The 15,889-nt window shown below is 67.4% G+C and carries 14 protein-coding genes and 4 pseudogenes; 10 read left to right on the top strand and 8 right to left on the bottom strand.

The genetic code is table 11. The features are described 5' to 3' along the window. Positions 1-32: 32 nt before the first annotated feature. The 4 genes and pseudogenes from AB0959_RS07250 to AB0959_RS07235 all read left to right on the top strand — a co-directional run bounded on the left by AB0959_RS07250 (position 33) and on the right by AB0959_RS07235 (position 1,833). Positions 33-428, top strand: a complete 396-nt coding sequence (locus AB0959_RS07250) for an MmcQ/YjbR family DNA-binding protein (protein WP_366825316.1) — start codon at positions 33-35, stop codon at positions 426-428. A gap of 225 nt (positions 429-653) precedes the next feature. Further along, positions 654-999: pseudogene (locus AB0959_RS07245) on the top strand (type II toxin-antitoxin system RelE/ParE family toxin). Further along, positions 996-1,334: an XRE family transcriptional regulator gene (locus AB0959_RS07240; RefSeq protein ID WP_104780727.1), complete on the top strand. Its 339-nt coding sequence runs from the start codon at positions 996-998 to the stop codon at positions 1,332-1,334. The pseudogene AB0959_RS07245 and the gene AB0959_RS07240 overlap by 4 nt, the downstream one beginning before the upstream one ends. A gap of 376 nt (positions 1,335-1,710) precedes the next feature. Further along, on the top strand, positions 1,711-1,833 hold the full coding sequence (locus tag AB0959_RS07235) for a hypothetical protein (RefSeq protein WP_366825315.1): 123 nt from the start codon (positions 1,711-1,713) through the stop codon (positions 1,831-1,833). A gap of 201 nt (positions 1,834-2,034) precedes the next feature. On the opposite strand, the gene AB0959_RS07230 is transcribed toward AB0959_RS07235, so the two are convergent. Together AB0959_RS07230 and AB0959_RS07225 are read right to left on the bottom strand one after the other, a co-directional pair. Further along, entirely contained in the window at positions 2,035-3,039 is a 1,005-nt protein-coding gene (locus AB0959_RS07230; RefSeq protein WP_366825314.1) for an NADP-dependent oxidoreductase, read from the bottom strand. 255 nt (positions 3,040-3,294) lie between these two features. Next, positions 3,295-3,900 carry a TetR/AcrR family transcriptional regulator gene (locus AB0959_RS07225; protein ID WP_366825313.1) on the bottom strand — a complete coding sequence of 202 codons (606 nt, stop codon included), beginning with the start codon at positions 3,898-3,900 and terminating at the stop codon, positions 3,295-3,297. Positions 3,901-4,433: 533 nt separating this feature from the next. On the opposite strand from AB0959_RS07225, the gene AB0959_RS07220 reads away from it, so the two are divergent. Continuing rightward, positions 4,434-5,285: an alpha/beta hydrolase gene (locus AB0959_RS07220; protein ID WP_366825311.1), complete on the top strand. Its 852-nt coding sequence runs from the start codon at positions 4,434-4,436 to the stop codon at positions 5,283-5,285. A gap of 472 nt (positions 5,286-5,757) precedes the next feature. Beyond that, a complete protein-coding gene (locus tag AB0959_RS07215; RefSeq protein WP_366825310.1) occupies positions 5,758-6,594 on the top strand; it encodes an alpha/beta hydrolase in 837 nt (278 codons plus the stop codon). Positions 6,595-6,850: 256 nt separating this feature from the next. Here the strand turns inward: AB0959_RS07215 and AB0959_RS07210 are convergent, their stop codons facing one another. After that, positions 6,851-7,423 (bottom strand): TetR family transcriptional regulator, encoded by a 573-nt coding sequence (locus AB0959_RS07210; RefSeq protein ID WP_366825309.1) that lies wholly within the window; start codon positions 7,421-7,423, stop codon positions 6,851-6,853. Between the two features lie 204 nt (positions 7,424-7,627). Here AB0959_RS07210 and AB0959_RS07205 point away from each other — a divergent pair, with 204 nt between their 5' ends. Next, entirely contained in the window at positions 7,628-8,032 is a 405-nt protein-coding gene (locus AB0959_RS07205; RefSeq protein ID WP_366825308.1) for a hypothetical protein, read from the top strand. Positions 8,033-8,881: 849 nt separating this feature from the next. Here the strand turns inward: AB0959_RS07205 and AB0959_RS07200 are convergent. Beyond that, positions 8,882-9,091, bottom strand: a complete 210-nt coding sequence (locus AB0959_RS07200; RefSeq protein WP_366825307.1) for a hypothetical protein — start codon at positions 9,089-9,091, stop codon at positions 8,882-8,884. A gap of 393 nt (positions 9,092-9,484) precedes the next feature. Here AB0959_RS07200 and AB0959_RS07195 point away from each other — a divergent pair, with 393 nt between their 5' ends. Continuing rightward, positions 9,485-9,685, top strand: a complete 201-nt coding sequence (locus tag AB0959_RS07195) for a DUF2191 domain-containing protein (protein ID WP_366825306.1) — start codon at positions 9,485-9,487, stop codon at positions 9,683-9,685. A 477-nt stretch (positions 9,686-10,162) separates the two neighbouring features. On the opposite strand, the gene AB0959_RS07190 is transcribed toward AB0959_RS07195, so the two are convergent. Both AB0959_RS07190 and AB0959_RS07185 read right to left on the bottom strand, forming a co-directional pair. Next, positions 10,163-10,594 (bottom strand): peptidoglycan-binding protein, encoded by a 432-nt coding sequence (locus AB0959_RS07190; RefSeq protein WP_366825305.1) that lies wholly within the window; start codon positions 10,592-10,594, stop codon positions 10,163-10,165. Between the two features lie 382 nt (positions 10,595-10,976). Continuing rightward, positions 10,977-11,272, bottom strand: a pseudogene (locus AB0959_RS07185) (VapC toxin family PIN domain ribonuclease). Positions 11,273-11,322: 50 nt separating this feature from the next. Here AB0959_RS07185 and AB0959_RS07180 point away from each other — a divergent pair. Next, a pseudogene (locus AB0959_RS07180) lies at positions 11,323-11,835 on the top strand (DUF418 domain-containing protein); the annotation flags it as partial. A 78-nt stretch (positions 11,836-11,913) separates the two neighbouring features. On the opposite strand, the gene AB0959_RS07175 reads toward AB0959_RS07180, so the two are convergent. After that, positions 11,914-13,344 carry a glycoside hydrolase family 43 protein gene (locus AB0959_RS07175; protein ID WP_366825304.1) on the bottom strand — a complete coding sequence of 477 codons (1,431 nt, stop codon included), beginning with the start codon at positions 13,342-13,344 and terminating at the stop codon, positions 11,914-11,916. Between the two features lie 543 nt (positions 13,345-13,887). On the opposite strand from AB0959_RS07175, the gene AB0959_RS07170 reads away from it, so the two are divergent. After that, positions 13,888-15,459, top strand: coding sequence for a sigma-70 family RNA polymerase sigma factor (locus AB0959_RS07170; RefSeq protein ID WP_366825303.1), 1,572 nt, complete (start codon positions 13,888-13,890; stop codon positions 15,457-15,459). A gap of 10 nt (positions 15,460-15,469) precedes the next feature. Here AB0959_RS07170 and AB0959_RS07165 read toward each other — a convergent pair. Then, positions 15,470-15,683, bottom strand: a pseudogene (locus tag AB0959_RS07165) (APC family permease); the annotation flags it as partial. Positions 15,684-15,889 lie beyond the last annotated feature (206 nt).

The following is a 15,889-nucleotide window of genomic DNA, read 5'->3' as shown; positions in this document are numbered from 1 at the left end:
GTCCATCACCAACCTGAGAAGGCCCACCACCTATGAACGGATTGGCCCTGCACAAGACCGCCGCCGACTGCGCGGAGGGACTCCCCGGAGCCCAGCTGGGGCATCCCTTCGGCCCCGACTGGGAGGTCTTCAAGGTGCGCGGCAAGGTGTTCATGCTGATGACCGAGGTCCCCGGGCGTCCCGTCGTGATCCTCAAGGCGGACCCTGGCGAGGCCCTCGCCCTGCGGGACCAGTACAGCCACATCACTCCCGGCTACCACATGAACAAGAAGCATTGGATCACCTTGGAGGGCGGGGAGGGCGTCGACAAGAAGCTGGTCGAGGAACTCGTCACCGACTCCTACCGGCTCGTCGTCGCCCGCCTGCCGAGGGCCGAGCAGCCCGTCGACCCGCACACCTACGGCACCGCCTCAGGGGCGGACCGGTGAGCGCGGCCGGCGACCGGCTCCAGGACACCGCCCGCCAGGCGGCCCCCTGGCCCTCCCTGACGTCAGCCACGGCTACCCCTTCACCCCGGACTCGACGTGTACAAGGTCGCGGGCAAGGCGTTCCTGATCGTCACCGACGACTGCCGTAACCATTCCGGCTTCCCCGACCCCGTGGACGGCGATCGCATCCGCGCCCCCCGGTACAAGACCCTGGTCGAACCGGCTCTGTCCTGGCTTCACGGCCTGCGCCGCACTGACCGCGACACTCTGATTCAGGTCAGCCAGGCTGTCACTGCACTTCAGGAGGAAGGTCCCGCGCTGGGTCGGCCTCTGGTGGACACAATCAAAGGCTCGGTGCTGTCGAACCTCAAGAAGCTTCGACCCGGCTCGGCAGGGACCACGGAAGTGCGGTTGCTCTTCGTGTTCGACCCGGACCGCCAGGCCGTAATCCTGGTCGGCGAATGACAAGGCAGGTAACTGGTCCGGCTGGTACCGCGTCGCAGTGCCCCAGGCGGAGCAGGCATACGCGGAGCATCTGAAGCGAATCGACGGAGAGGACGGGGCGCGATGACTGATCACCTCAAGGACCCGCAGGCCGTCTCCTGGGGAGACCTGGCCGAGGATTTCGCCTTCACCGACGCTGAAAAGGATCAGATCCAGAAAGGGGCGCAGGCGATGGTCCTGGCCTCCCGTGTGCACCGCCTTGCCGAGTTGCGGAAGCGGCAGCACACCACACAGGTCCAGGTTGCCGAAGCCATGGGGGTCACCCAGGCCCGTGTCTCGCGCATCGAGAAGGGCCAGCTGGAGCGCAGCGAGGTCGATACCCTCGCCGCCTACGTCAAGGCGCTCGGCGGCAAGTTGAAGATCGTCGCTGACTTCGGTGATGAGAGCTACGTCCTCGGCTGATCGCCTGTTGAAAGTTGACGATGATGCTCCACCCCGGCACCCGGGGTGGAGCATCATCGCGTCGGTAAGGAAATCCGCTGCTCAGGTTCCGGAGCCCGTCTCTCAACTGCAAGGACGGACGCTGCGGCAGTTGAAATCGTCTATCCGGGACGCGTTCCGGACGCAGGTTGGACACAAGGATCGAAAAAGGCTGACAAGGGCCGAGAAGGAGTGAGGTTCCAAACCGCTCCTGACCTGCGAAAACGGACAAGATTGGCACTGATCGACAAGGGTCGCCAAGATCCTCAAAGGACCCACCCCTACCGTCATCACCGACGGCCGCTGGCCCCGCCAGATCGCCGGCAGCCCGCAGACCGTACGGGATCAGCTGGAGCAGATGACCAAAGCCACCGGCGTCGACGAGGTGATGATCCAGGACATCATCGCGGACCCCGCGGCCCGGAGGCGCTCCCGCATCCTGATCGCTCAAGCCCTCGACATCATCCCCACCTCGACATGACCGGGCGGGCCGCGCCCACCCGCAGCGCGGCCCGCCACAGGATGCCGTCAAACGTCCACTCGTCTCCACCCAGGCCGAAGTCGTCAACCTCGACGCTCACCGCGACCTCGCCGGAGTCGTGGCTTTGGCGACGGGCGACGGGCGACGGGCGACGGGCGACGGGCGACGGGGGAAGGGGGGAGGGGGGATCCAGTGGTGCGCTCACGTCATCCTGACGACGACCTTTCCGGCCTTCGCGCGCCCTGCCGCGACGTACTCCAGCGCTTCGGAGGTCGATTCGAAAGGGAAGACAGTGTCGACGACGGGTCGGATCTTCCCGGTGTCGATGAGCGCGGTGAGTTCACGAAGTTGGTCTCCGCTGGCCTTCATGAACAGGAAGGAGTACGTGACGCCGCGTCGCCGGGCGCGCCGTCGGGTCTGGAAGCTCAGTGCGGACATCGCCAGCCGGATGATCGGATTCGCGCCCAGCTCCCTGCCGAAAGCGGCGTCGGGAGGGCCTGCGACGCTGATGATCTTTCCGCCCGGTTTGAGCACGTTCAGGGACTTCTTCAGGGTCTCGCCACCGAGCGCGTCGAGGACCACGTCGTAGTCGTGCAGGACGGTCTCGAATGCCTGCCTCTTGTAGTCGATGACGACGTCCGCGCCCAGACTCTTCACCACGTCGATGTTGGCCGTGCTCGTGGTGGTAGCCACATGCGCGCCCAGCTGTTTCGCCAGCTGGATGGCGATGGTGCCCAGGCCGCCGGAGCCCGCATGGATGAGAACCTTCTGGCCCGGTCGGACGTGGGCCCGCTCGACCAGTACCTGCCATGAGGTCAGGGCGACCAGGGGAAGGGACGCGGCCTCCTCCATGCTCAGCGTCGCGGGCTTGATCGCCAGGTCGTCCTGGTGCACCGCGATGAGCTCGGCGAACGTGCCGATCCGGTCCTTGCGGGGCCGCGCGTAGACCTCGTCGCCCACCGTGAACCGCGTGACGGCCGCACCCACCCTCATCACGGTCCCGGCCAGGTCGTTGCCCAGGATGAACGGGACCCGGTACGGCAGGATCGCCTTCATCTCCCCGTCCCGGATCATGCGGTCCAGCGGGTTGATTCCGGCGGCACGAATCTGGACCAGTACATCGTCCGGGCCCGGCTCCGGTTCTGGTGCCTCACCGGCGCGCAGGCCGGCCCGGCTGCCGTATCGGTCGACCACGAAAGCCCTCATTGTCGTCTCCGTTTCCTGCCTCGGGCGTGGCCGGGCCGGCGCACCGAGTCAATTGAATTATGACTGTAATATTAAGTGCCCGCGTCGGTGGATCGCAAGTCGGCCCTCTCGTCGCGAAGTGCGCCTGCGGCGGACGCCGGAGGGGATCTCAAGGTCGGCTGCTTGCGGGCTGTCGCCCATCGAGCCGCGCGGCGGCCGGCTCGGCTGCGATGCGGGTGTGTCTCGGCACGCCGCATGGCCATGCAGTGGCGTTCGTCAGTTCGCTATCGCGGCGCACTTGGGCTCGGCGACGCCCAGCAGTGCGAGGGTGTTCCGGACGCCCTGGCCGAGGACCTCGTCGGCGAGTTGCCGGTCGGCGAGGGCTCGGGAGAGCTGGAGCGTCCCGGCCATCATGGCGTAAGCGGTGAGCGTCATGGTGCGCGCCGACGGGGGGTCGTCGGGTGCCAGGCGGGCGGCGATGCTGTCGACGACGGTCAGTACTCCCTCTGTGTAAGCCTGCCTGGTCGAGTCCGTGCAGCGCCCGATCTCGTCGAGCAGGGCGGCGGAGGGGCAGCCCTCGTCGCGGCTGTCCCGGTGCTGGACGGACAGGTACCACCGCACGATCTGTTCGAGTCCGGCTCGGCCGGGGGCCGCCTGAGCGGCGACGCTCGCGTTCTGGGCCCGCAACTGGTCGGTGACGGCGGTGGCGACGAGCTCGTCCTTGGACGTGAAGTGGGTGTAGAAGGCGCCATTGGTCAGGCCTGCGTCCTTCATGAGTGCCGATATGCCTGAGCCGTCGATGCCGTCCCGCTTGAATCGGCGGCCGGCCGCCGAGATGATCCGCTGCCTCGTCGCCTGCTTGTGCTCGTTCCCGTACCGCACGGATGCCCCCTCGCTCTCCGGAAGGGCCACTCGCCCTCCACCAACTCCTCCAACAAATCACATTCCGAACGTAATTCAATCCCTGAGGGTGCCCAATCGTCCGCCGGGCGTCGCGTCGACCGACCTCGCCAACTCTCCAGGTGGGCCACCTTGTTGTCCGCCAGGATCCGGTCAGTGGATCCTGTGGCATACCTCCGCCCGCCGCAGGGACTTGCCCGCTCCTCGCCTCGGATCTATTGTCTTACGAACGTAATGTAATTGCCTGAGTGATGGACGGGCGCCTTCACGTCAGAGGTGGAGCCCCAAGTGGCAGGGGCGGGTTGGAAGGCGTCAGGTCACCCGACGCGGCGGCCGGCCCGTCGCGAGAGATCGAGCGATCCGGGTGGTTCGGGGGCCCGATCCTTCAAGGTGATCTTCGGTGCGTCAGGTACCCGCCAGGGGGCGAGGTCCGGCAGTTCCGACGCCTCACGATCTTGGGGTGTCGCTCGAGCAGGCACCTGCGCTCTCACCCACCCCACAACAGGAAGGACGTCATGAGCGCGTATCTGGCAGACAAGGCCGAGGACCTCACCGTCGAGGGGCCCTCCGCGCGCTTCGCCTACCGGCGGATGGGTCCGCAGGGTGGCGTCCCGCTGGTCCTGCTGAACCGCTTCCGCGGCACCATCGACTGGTGGGACCCGGAGTTCCTGGACCTCCTGGCCGCCGACCACGATGTGATCATTTTCGACAACGTCGGTGTCGGCTACAGCGTTGGTGAACCGCGGGACTCGCTCGAGGGGTTCGCGCAGGGCGCCATCGAGTTCATCGACGCGCTCGGCCTCGAGCAGGTCGACCTGCTCGGCTGGTCCCTGGGCGGCATCGTGGCCCAGCGCGTGACCGTGCGCCGCCCCGAACTGGTGCGCAGGCTCGTCGTGGCAGGCAGTGGTCCGGCCGGCTGGGTGCCCGGTGCGCCGCCCTTCAGCGAGAGGGTCCTGGGCATCATGGCCAAGTCCGATCCGGACCTGGAGGACATGCTGTACCTCTTCTACCCCGAGACGGACACGGCCCGTGCCGCCGGGAAAGAGCACTTCGAGCACGTCGCGCCCAGGCTCGCCGCCGGCGGTCCCGCGGTCTCCGAGGTGGCCGCGCAGGGCATGCTCGCCGCGGCGGGCCAGCTTTTGGCGGCTCCGTTCGACGAGGTGCGGGCGGAACTTGAGGCCATCAAGCAGCCCGTCCTCTACGCCAACGGCCTGGACGACGTGATGATCCCCGCCCACAACTCCTACGTCGCGGTCCAGCACCTCGACAACGCCACCCTGGTCCTCTACGCCGGCGCCGGCCACGCGTTCCTCTTCCAGTACGCCAAGGCCTTCACCACCCAGGTGACGACCTTCCTCGCCGCCTGATCGCAGCAGCTCGGCCGCCGACTCCGAGGAGGGCGGCGGCGGTCTCTTCGGGGCGGGCGCCGTCCCGCAGTCGTTGGGGTGGCGCCGGTCCTCGGGTTGCTCGACCGGGCTGTCGTGCTCGGTCGGCGTCATCGATGAGTGCCCAGCCGTCGGTGCCGTCGTGTCGAGGTGTGGAGGACTGAGCCGGTGACGGACCTTCGCCTCGTCCGTCGGTCTGTGCTCCTGCGGTGGCTTTCCAGTGTTGGTGTCACTTGGTTCGCCTCGCGACTTGCGCTCGATGGAATTACGGTCATAATTTAATGGTCGACGTGAGGCTGAGAAGCCTGCCGTCCGCAGGGGCTGACTCCTTCGAAGTGTCAGCTGTCGACCAGCAGAGTGCGGCCGCAGCCGGAGCACCCCATGCAACTGCGCGCACTTCCTCGAACCGAAGGGCACAGCCGTGAACGACGCACAAGGTGTACGAGGCGACGCGGTGACCACGTACAGAAACGCGCCGACCCACACCGTCACCGCCGGGGGCGTGACCTATGCCTACCGTGACCTCGGCCCCAGGACCGGCGTCCCGGTCGTCTTCATCACCCACCTCGCCGCGGTCCTGGACAACTGGGACCCCCGCGTCGTGGACGGCATCGCCGCCAAGCACCGGGTCATCACCTTCGACAACAGGGGTGTCGGTGCCACCACCGGATCGACGCCGAAGACCATCCAGGAGATGGCGAAGGACGCCGTCACCTTCATCCGGGCGCTCGGGCTCGAGCAGGTCGACATCCTCAGCTTCTCCATGGGCGGCATGATTGCCCAGGTGATCGTGCAGACCGATCCGCAGCTCGTCCGCAAGCTGATCCTCACCGGCACCGGCCCGGCAGGCGGCGAGGGCATCAAGAACGTGACGCGGGTGTCGCACCTCGACACCGTCCGGGCATTGCTCACCCTTCAGGACCCCAAGCAGTTCCTGTTCTTCACACGCACCGCCAACGGGCGCAGAGCCGGAAAAGAATTCCTCGGCCGGCTGAAGGAGCGCACCAAAGACCGGGACAAGGCCATCTCCCTCACCGCGTACGGCGCCCAGCTCAAGGCCATTCACCGTTGGGGCCTGGAGCGGCCCCACGATCTGTCCCGCGTCCAGCAGCCCGTGCTCGTCGCCAACGGCGACAACGACAGGATGGTGCCGACCCCGAACTCGGCGGATCTGGCGCGACGACTGCCCAACGCCGAGCTGGTGATCTACCCCGACGCCGGCCACGGCGGCATCTTCCAGTTCCACGAGCAGTTCGTGGCGAAAGCCCTCGAGTTCCTCGAGCGCCCATAAGGACTCAGTGCCGGCGCGTGAGTGGACACCTTCCCTTCTGGGCCGTGACGTCCTCCAGGCTCGAGCAGTGCGGGTTCGCTGCGGTGGGCGTTGGCCTGGCCGAGCGCCCACCTGGCGACGGCGAGAGGCTGCCCACGAATCCACTGGACAGCCGCCATCGTCTCGTACGTGGCCTGCATGAGGCGCAGGCGGCTCTGACGCCCTCCCCGTGACCCGGCGGAGAGCGACGGTCACCCTGCAGCGATCGACCGTCGTCTCACCGCATGAACGTGAGAGCGTTCTCAATTCCCCGTTCGAGGACCTCGTCGGCGGACCTCTGGTCGGAGAGGGCGCGGGACAGCTGCAACGTCCCCACCATCATGGCGAACAGCCCGATGGCCTTACCGCGAGCGGATTGCGGATCGTCAGGTGCCAGCCGGGCGGCGATCTCGTCCAGGATGGCCGTCGCGCCCTCGGTGTATGCCTGCTTGGTCGCGCCTTCGCATCGGCCGATCTCGTCGAGCAGGGCGGCGGAGGGGCATCCGGTGCCTGGCTGGTCGCGGTGGCCGGGCGACAGATACTCGCGGATGAGGTCCTCGAGTCCGAGGCGGCCCGGTCGCAGTGTGTCGTACATCGCCACCTGCGTGCGCAGCTGGTCGGCGACGACGTTGGCGACGAGATCGTCCTTGGAAGCGAAGTGGGCGTAGAAGGCTCCGTTGGTGAGCCCGGCGTCCGACATCAGCGTGGAGATGCCTGATCCGTCGATCCCGTCCTGCTTGAACCGGTGGCCGGCCTGCTCGATGATGCGTTGCCGCGTGACCTGCTTGTGCTCCTTGGCGTAGCGCGCCACGCGCTTCCTCCTGTCACTCCGTAAGACCGTTGCCTCGCATCCCAGCCTATGTGACCTGACGTCCGTAATATTATGATCGCCAGGCATAGTGGGACGGTCGACCCACGATGGTCCAGAAATCGGCGCGGCACGGCTGGTCCGCGGTGGTTCACTGAGTGGGCCGAATTGCTGGTGCCGGGCGAGCGGATGCCGTGCTCTAGCAGCATGAAGTCCGAGCAGACGAGTAAACGGGCCGCGTCGGTGGACACCGCTGCGACGGTGGACCAAGCGACCATCGTGAGCGGCGCCAAGCGGCTCGCGGACGCCGCGGCGTCTGGCGTCACCCGCACGCCCGTCCGTGATCTGATCGGCCCCGACGACATTGCCTCTGCGTATCTCATGCAGGAAGGCTTCAACGCCCGCCGGTATGCCGGCAGCACCGTCGTGGGTCGCAAGATCGTGGCCACGTCGAAGGCGGTCCAGGATCAACTGGGCGTCGACCAGCCCGACTTCGGCGTCCTGTACGCCGAGATGGAGTATCACGAGGACGACGTCATCGCGCTGGACGTCCTGCTGCAGCCCAAGGTGGAGGCCGAGGTCGCCTTCATGCTGAGCGGGTCGACAAGGTAGGCCGTTGGTCCGTGGGCCGTCGCGGCGCTCAACTGCAGAGACGGATGCCGCGGCAGTTGAAATCGCCCATGCGGGACGCGTTCTGGACGCAGGTTGGACACAAGGATCGGAAAAGACTGACAAGGGCCGAGAAGGACTGAGCCGCCAAACCGCGTCTGACCTGGGGAAACGGCCAAGATGAGCAATGATCGACAAGGGCCGCCAAGATCCTCGAAGGACTCATAATCCGTCGGCCGTGGGTTCGAGTCCCACCCGCCCCACCAGTGCAGGGCTGTGACCTACGGAAACGTCCCTTCAGGGATGCCGGAACCCCGACTCGGGCTCAACGGATTGAATCCGCTGCTCGCAAGTTCGGTGGCGAGGTGGCGAGGTGGCGAGGCGACGGATGGCGGTACGCGCTGCGCTTACCTGCGTAAACGCACCGGGAGACGGGTGCGGTAGAGGCCCAGCAGCGGCCTGAACGAGGAGCCAGGGGCGATATTGAGGACGCTGTGAGGACGCAGGTATCGCGAAGGGTGGCTGCGGGGCCGCCTCGGCCGACTCCACCAGGCTGTGGCCGGCCCGAGCGAGGAGCCCCTGAGGGGCCCCGAGGATCTTGATCGTCGGGCAGGACGACCTCGCGTAGGGGCATGGTTCGTGCCCGCCGCGTCGTCCTGGCGTGGCGGCAGGTTGACGTCGGATCCGCACACGCTCGCGTACAGGTTCTTCAGCAGGACGTCGTTGTCTCCGCAGGCCGGGGTCTCCAGCTCGACGATCGTCACGTCCTTCGGGCCGTTGTAGACGGCTGCCTTCATGGTGTTCTTCTCCGGGTTCGTCGATTCGGGGTGCTTGACCGGTGTCCCGTACCGGCTACTCGGCGGCGTGGGCGTAGCGGGACCGGTTCTGCCTGCGGTACTTGACGATCAGGCCGATGCCCGCCTTGACCGAGACCAGGCCCATGCCGATGACAGCGCCGAGGGCTTGGGAGCCCTCGGCGACAAAGGGGATGACGGCGGTGGCGGCCAGGTTGAACAGGAACAGAAACCACAGAACGGGCTTGGAGGTGATGAACGCCTTCACGGAAATCCTTCTGGACGATGAGCGGTTGACTGCCGGGAACAACGATTCCGTGGGGCATTCGCCGCCGCGAGGGAGACCACTCCCGAATCGGGGGTGTAGCGGGCTCCACCATCGGTGGTTTCCTCGGCGGGTTGGGGGTGGACCTCACTGGGAGGCCGGTCCGACGGGGTGGCCGCCCGCGGATGGGCGCGTTCAGATGCTCCCGAACCCCCTCAGCGAGAACGGACGCGGCCGCCAACGGGATGAGGGCGGCGCGTTGCGCTTCTCCTGTCGGCCATGAGGCGCGACGCCGAAGGCGCTGATGTACTGTGCGCCTGTGACGTGTGGCTCTACCGCGTCACCGACCATCTGTGAGCAGCTGAAGTGCGGCTGCGATGCGATGAGGGGGGCACGGTGGCCAAGGTCAATATCAGTCTCGACGCCGAACTCGTAGTGGAAGTGATGGTCCTGGCGGGGATCGGCTCGCCCCAGGATGCGATCGAGGTGATCGTGCGGGACTACATCGCCCGTGGCCACCGCACGGAGACCCGCACCGAGCTCAAGGACCAAAGTCTGCGCGAGCTCGACGTCAAGCCGCAGGAGCCGCAAGGCTGAGCATCCTGCCGCGTGCCGTCGCTCAAACCGCCAGACGAATCCAAGAGTCGGTTGACCGGGTTGTTGGCCCAGTTATCCCGTTCGGGCCACCCTGGACGGAAGAGCAGAATAGAGTCCACCCACATTACGGAGGTGGGCCCTTTTCCGTCACTTCTGAGGTGTCACGCTCCCCGAGCGTATCGTTAGGCCAGCCGGCCTGCTTCCCTTTCTCTGTCCGTGCCACTTGTCGGCCCCGGTGGAAAGCAACATTCGCGAAGCCCCGCATCATTGCCATCGAGCAACTGACTCCCGCCGTGAAGTGTGCCCTCCGTCTCGGACGGCTTGCTGCAATAGACGCAGCAGCCGTCATTGGACGTAAGGAGGCCCAGCCATTCCCACAGTCGACAATGCCGGTCGACTATGAGTCGACCGGCATTGTTTCGGGTTCTTCTCGGGGTGTAACCCCTCAGGAGTTCCCGGTGATTCACGCTGTCGCGGTCAGGCGGAAGGCGTGGGAACCTTAAGCCTGTCCCAGGTGAGCTTCCCCGGGAAACCGTCCGCGTCGGGGCCACCGAACCCGTTCTTTTCCTGGAACTTTTTGTACGAGGCCTGGTCCGCCGACGACCACTTCATGTCCGGCTCCGGCGCATGATAGGTGCCACAGCCTTCCTGTTGCAGGCGACGAGCCATCGCGAGGATGACCTTGTTGTTCGGGTGGCGGTGGAACCACTGCTTCCCGGGGAACGGCACGAAGCCGTTTCCTGAGTGGGAGATGATCAGGCGCTGCCCGACGCCTATCACGTCGGGATCAGGAATGTTGTTCAGCTGCTGGAGCTTCGCGACCGTGGTCCCGAAAAACTGGGCTATCTCGGAGAGAGTGTCGCCTTCTACGACGTAGTAGATGACGTCTCGTGTCTGTGTTGTGGTCATGGCTTTAATGCTAATCCTGCTCATAGCGGCTCGCATCTCAACGCTTGGCGACGCGGGGATTCGCCCCGGCGTATTGCCGAATGACTTTATTTTTGAAATAAAACGCCCCGCATTACTGAACCGAGGCGTCAAGGTCGCGCCTCGCCTGACCACCTGACCGCCGCGAGGACGGCGGCCGGACGTCCACGGCCGCACGACGACCTGCACCTCGACGCGCCGAGGCCGGCGGCTCTCCGTGGCACCGCGCAGCTCGGCTGCGGGCCGAACGCGGGTCGTCGTAACCGACCACGGACAGATCGGCGGGCACGTCGAGGCCCAGGCGCGAAGCCGGCGGACAGGGCCCCCGTTCCTCATCGCCGACTGTTCGGCTGTGGGGGGGGCTCTACTGCCTGAGGTCGATCGTGCGGACCGGCTGTCCCGTGGTGCGGGCGATGGTGTCGAAGTCGTGGTCACAGTGGAGCAGCGGGAGCGGCGGTAGACGCCCTCCGGCATGGGGCGCCAGACGTAGGGGGCGTCGAGCGCCGCCTTCAAACGCGTACGGTCTGTGGCCGAACGGGCTGAGTAGAGGACCTCGAGTTCGGTGGTGTCGCAGATCGCCACGAGGCCGGCGCCGATCCTGTCATCCCAGTCGGCCGTGTTCTGGCGGAGCAGGACGCGGGCGAGCGCGGAGGTGTCGATGAGGTAATCGGCGACGGTCGCTCATGTGCTCCGGTGCCGGAGGCGGCGTCGCCCTCGCCGTCACCGGCTACGGCGGCTCCTGGCTGGCACTGCGTCTCGTGCCCGGCGCCGCCGAAGCCATCCGGAAAGCCGCAAAGGAACCAGGCATGTCGTCCCTGTCGTCCGCACCGCCCGGCAGCGGGGGCGTCTTCGGCGACACCCCCGCCGGGATGCTGGTCGCCTCCCCGCACAGCGAGGCGACCCTGTCCATCGTCGGCAACACCGGCGTGGCGATCCTGGTGATCATCGCGTGCCTGGCCGTCATCGACGCCTTCCCCCGGCTGCGCCGCCTGACCAAGCCCGTCATCGCGGTCGGCTCGATGTCACTGACGGCGTACGTCTACCACATCGTCGCCATCTGGCTTCTGGACACCGAGGAAATGACCGTCCCACCCCTGTACATCCTGCTCGGCTTCATCGTGTCCGTCACCGTCCTCGCCACCGTCTGGTCCCGCTTCTTCCAGCGGGGGCCGCTGGAATGGCTGTTGGGCAGGGCGACCGGGATCGCCCGGCGCGTTCAATGAGAGCAGTCCGAAGCCGACGGTCACCCTCAGGGATGCCGGCGCTCTCTCGGAGGCGCCGGCGTCCCTGTCGGTGTCGGGTCAGTTCGTCACGCGGAAGGTGGCGTCGCTGCGTCCCGTTGCTGTGGTGATCGGGTCGAGGCGCAGTTCGTAGGCGTAGTGGCGGATGTAGCGGTCGGGGAAGTCGTACGACTGGAAGGACGACCAGGTCGAGTCGGCGAGTCCAGCGACCTGGCGGAAGGTGGCGTCCGCGGCGAACTGGCTGCTGCCGTCGTTGTAGGCGAGCTGGAAGTCGTAGTTGGAGTGGCGCAGGAAGTACCCGGGGTAGTTCACCGACTCGAAGGAGACGGTGCCGGTGCCCGCCAGGCCGGGCCGTAGCCGGAACTGGGCGTCCGGGCCGGTGATGTTCGGGTCGACGCGCACGTCGAAGTCGGTGTGCCGGACGTACCGGTCCTGGAAGTTGTACGACTGCAGCCGGTTGATGGCGGTGTTGGGCCAGCGGGCGAGCACGCGGCTCTCCTCAGCGGCCGTCAGGTTCATGATCCAGCCGTGGCGCTTCTTCGTGCCGCCCATGGTGTAGGTTCCCGACGCCTGCCTCTGGTAGGTCGCGGGGTTGGACGGGTCGGTCGTCACGACCGGCATGTAGCCGCCGTTGGTGGCGTACTGGTCGAGGTAGAGCGCCCACTTGTTGGTGCCGTTGAACTTCATCCACATCGGGCCCTCGACCTGGGAGCCGGGCAGGCCGATGCCGGAGAGGTCACCGAGCCTGGTCCAGGTCCCGAGGATCGAGTTGCTGCCCTCAAGGGTGATCTGCCCGTCGCCGGAGGCCCGCACGTAGCGGTAGTTGCCGACTCCGGAGGGCATCTCGATGATCTGGGTGTCGATGATCTCCTGGGTGCCGGGGCGCTCGATGTAGGTCTGCGGGGTGGTGATGGTGCGGAAGTCGCTGGTGCGGGCGTAGAAGACGCGGTGCTTCGTCGCGCCGTTGAAGGGCACGTTCGTCGCCCAGTACAGGACGTAGCCGTTGGTCTGCGGGTCCCAGATCGCCTCGGGCGCCCAGGCGTTGCGGCCGTCGGGGATCGCGCCGGCGACGTTGAGCAGCCACGGCTTCGACCAGGTGACCAGGTCGGTGCTCTCCCACACCACCAGGTTGCGGCTGCCGTTGTTGATGGCGGTGTCCCAGTTCTGCCCACAGCTGATGCACAGGTCGGTCGCGATGATCCAGTACTTGCTGCCGTCGGGGGATCTCACGAACGCGGGGTCGCGCACTCCCTGCGTACCGACCGTGGAGCGCAGGACCATGCCGCCGCCGTCGAGGTCGTTCCAGTGCAGGCCGTCGGTGCTGTGCGAGAGGTACATCTGCTGGTTGGTCGCCCCCTCCCCGGTGAAGTGCACCATCAGGTAGCCGGGGTCGGCGGCGGCTGCCCGCTGAGGTGTGGTCAGGGATGGGAACGTGAAGAAGAGGCCGACAGCGACCAATGTCGCCGCGACCCGGGTGAGAACCCTTGGCATGTGTGTTTCCTGTCTTTCTGCGGGTGCCGGGACGGGGTTGAAGGCGGAGTGTCAGGCGTGACCACTGGGAGCTGGTGGCTGTGCCGCAGGTGCGCTGTTCGATCAGGGCCGGATCCGCGGGTCGAGGCGCCGACGACGATGACGTACTTGCTGCGGTGGCGGGCTCAGTCGGCGTCGCGGGCGGGGGCGTCCAGGGCGTGCGGACCGGGTGGTGCCGCAGCCCCGAGGCACCTGCTTGTTCGAAATGCCGGACGGCATTCGTAAATTCGGCGAAAAGTTAGAGGTGGGTAAGAGCGGGTGTCAAGAGGGAGGAGCCGACGCACAGGAGACGCACCGGCTCGTCGCGCATAACGGAAAGCACGGAAAGCACGGAAAGCACGGAAAGCACGGAAAGCACGGAAAGCACGGAAAGCACGGAAAGCACGGAAGGGACGAAGGCGTGGGGCGGAACCTGGGCAGCGGCCCACGCAAATTCCCCGGATTCGCTCCTGGCACACTGTCGCCCGCGACACATCGGCGAGGCGACGGGACAGGTGGGGCGGGGTGCGCTCGCGGGACATGCAGGAACGGCCGGACGTCGCCGTCGTCATGGCCGCACGGGCCGGGGACCGGCAGGCCTCGGAACAGCTGATACGGGACTGTCTGCCGTTGGTCTACAACATCGTCGGGCGGGCGCTGGACGGGCACAGCGACGTCGACGACGTGGTCCAGGAGACGATGATGCGGGTCCTGGACGGGTTGCCCGGACTGGAGCAGCCGGATCGGTTCCGGTCCTGGCTCGTCGCGATCACCGTGCGACAGATCCGTGACCGGTGGCGCAGAGGGCGCACCTGGCTCACTGCGGACCCCTTGGAGGAGAACGGTCACGACCCGGACCCGCAGGCCGACTTCTCCGACCTGGCGATCCTTCGGCTTGCGCTGTCGGGTCAGCGGCGTGAAGCGGTGGAGGCGACCCGCTGGCTGGAGGACGAGGAACGCGAGGTACTCGCGCTGTGGTGGATGGAGAGCGCCGGTGAACTGACTCGCGAGGAGCTGTCGGCGGCCTGCGGCCTCACACCGCAGCATGCCGCGGTCCGAATCCAGCGGGTCAAGGAACGGCTGGAGACGGCGCGTGCCGTCGTACGAGCCGTGACGGCCTCACCGCGCTGCCCGGACCTGGCCGCCGTGCTCGCCTCGTGGGACGGGCGGCCGTCGGGGCTGTGGCGCAAGCGGCTGGCGCGCCATGTCCGCGACTGTCCGCAGTGCCTGTTGAGCTCGTCCGACCTGATACCGGCGGAGGGGCTGCTGGCGGACCTCGCGCTGGTGCCGGTGCCGGTCGGCCTGGCCGGCCTGGTACTGACCAGGGCGCTGGGGGTGGACTCGACCGGGGTGACCGTCGGCGCGGGCACGCGCACGGCGAGCGGTGCAAGCCGTACGGCGCGCACGATCGGCAGGCTGTCCGCCAAGCCCGCGGCGATGGCAGCCGCGGGTGCCGTCACGCTCGTGGCTGCCGGAGTGGCCTGGTACACCGCCACGGGAGCGCACGAGCCGGCTCCGCGGCCCGCCGTCGCGGCCCCGCTGTCGCCCGCCGCCTCGTCCGTGCCGCCGTCCCCGAGAACGTCCGCCTCACGGGCACCGACGCCGATGCCGACATCGACGCCGACGCCGACAGCAGATCCGGCGACGACGGCTGAGGCGCGGTTTTCGGGGCGGCACGCCCTACGGTCGGTCGACCACCCCGGCGACTACGTGAGCCAGTCCGGCCGACTCGGCATCCTGGGCACGGTCGGCGCCACCAGCTCCGCGGCCACCCGGCAGGCGGCCACCTTCACCTTCGTTCCCGGCCTGGCCGACCGCCGCTGCTCTTCACTCAGGGACGCCACGGGCAGGTATCTGCGGCACTACGCCTTCCGCATCCGGCTGGACACCAACGACGGATCCGCCATCTTCCAGAAGGACGCCACCTTCTGCCCCCGTTCCGGTTCCACGGCCGGTTCGGTCTCCCTGGAGTCGTACAACTACCCCGGCCGCTACCTCCGCCACCGCGACGACCTCCAGCTGTGGCTCGACCCTTCCGAGGACACGGCCGCGTACCGGGCCGACCGCTCCTTCGTCATCGTGGCGCCCTGGACCTGACACCGGGGACTCAGTCCGCGTCGGCGACGATGGAGCCGACGCGTTCGGCCAGGGCCGGGTCGCGGCGGACCAGGAGGGCCGCGTAGCCGACGGCGGCGAGCAGGGCGACGACCGCCGCATAGGGGGAACCAGTTGTACGGCGCGGGCCGGCCCGGCTTGGCGAGGTAGTACAGCGGGACCAGGATGGCCACCGCGCCGAGCGCGGGCAGGAGGAGGTGCCGGACCGGCTGTCGGTGACACCGTCCGGAGATCTTTGACGCCTCGGATGTGTATGCGCCTGTGTATGCGCCGCCGCGGTCCGTGTGGAGACCGTGACCGCAGGGAACAGGTGGGGGACATGGCCGCCCCGGTGGCCGGGCCCAGGATGATCCGCTCAAAACCAGTCGCTTAGGCTGGTCTCATTGTCGCCGGCAAGGAGGCGCAGGCTGCG

The organism is Streptomyces sp. NPDC046862, from assembly GCF_040704615.1.
Lineage (GTDB): Bacteria > Actinomycetota > Actinomycetes > Streptomycetales > Streptomycetaceae > Streptomyces.
The sequence above is the reverse complement of the archived record's forward strand: the minus strand, read 5'-3'. Positions and strand labels throughout refer to the sequence as shown.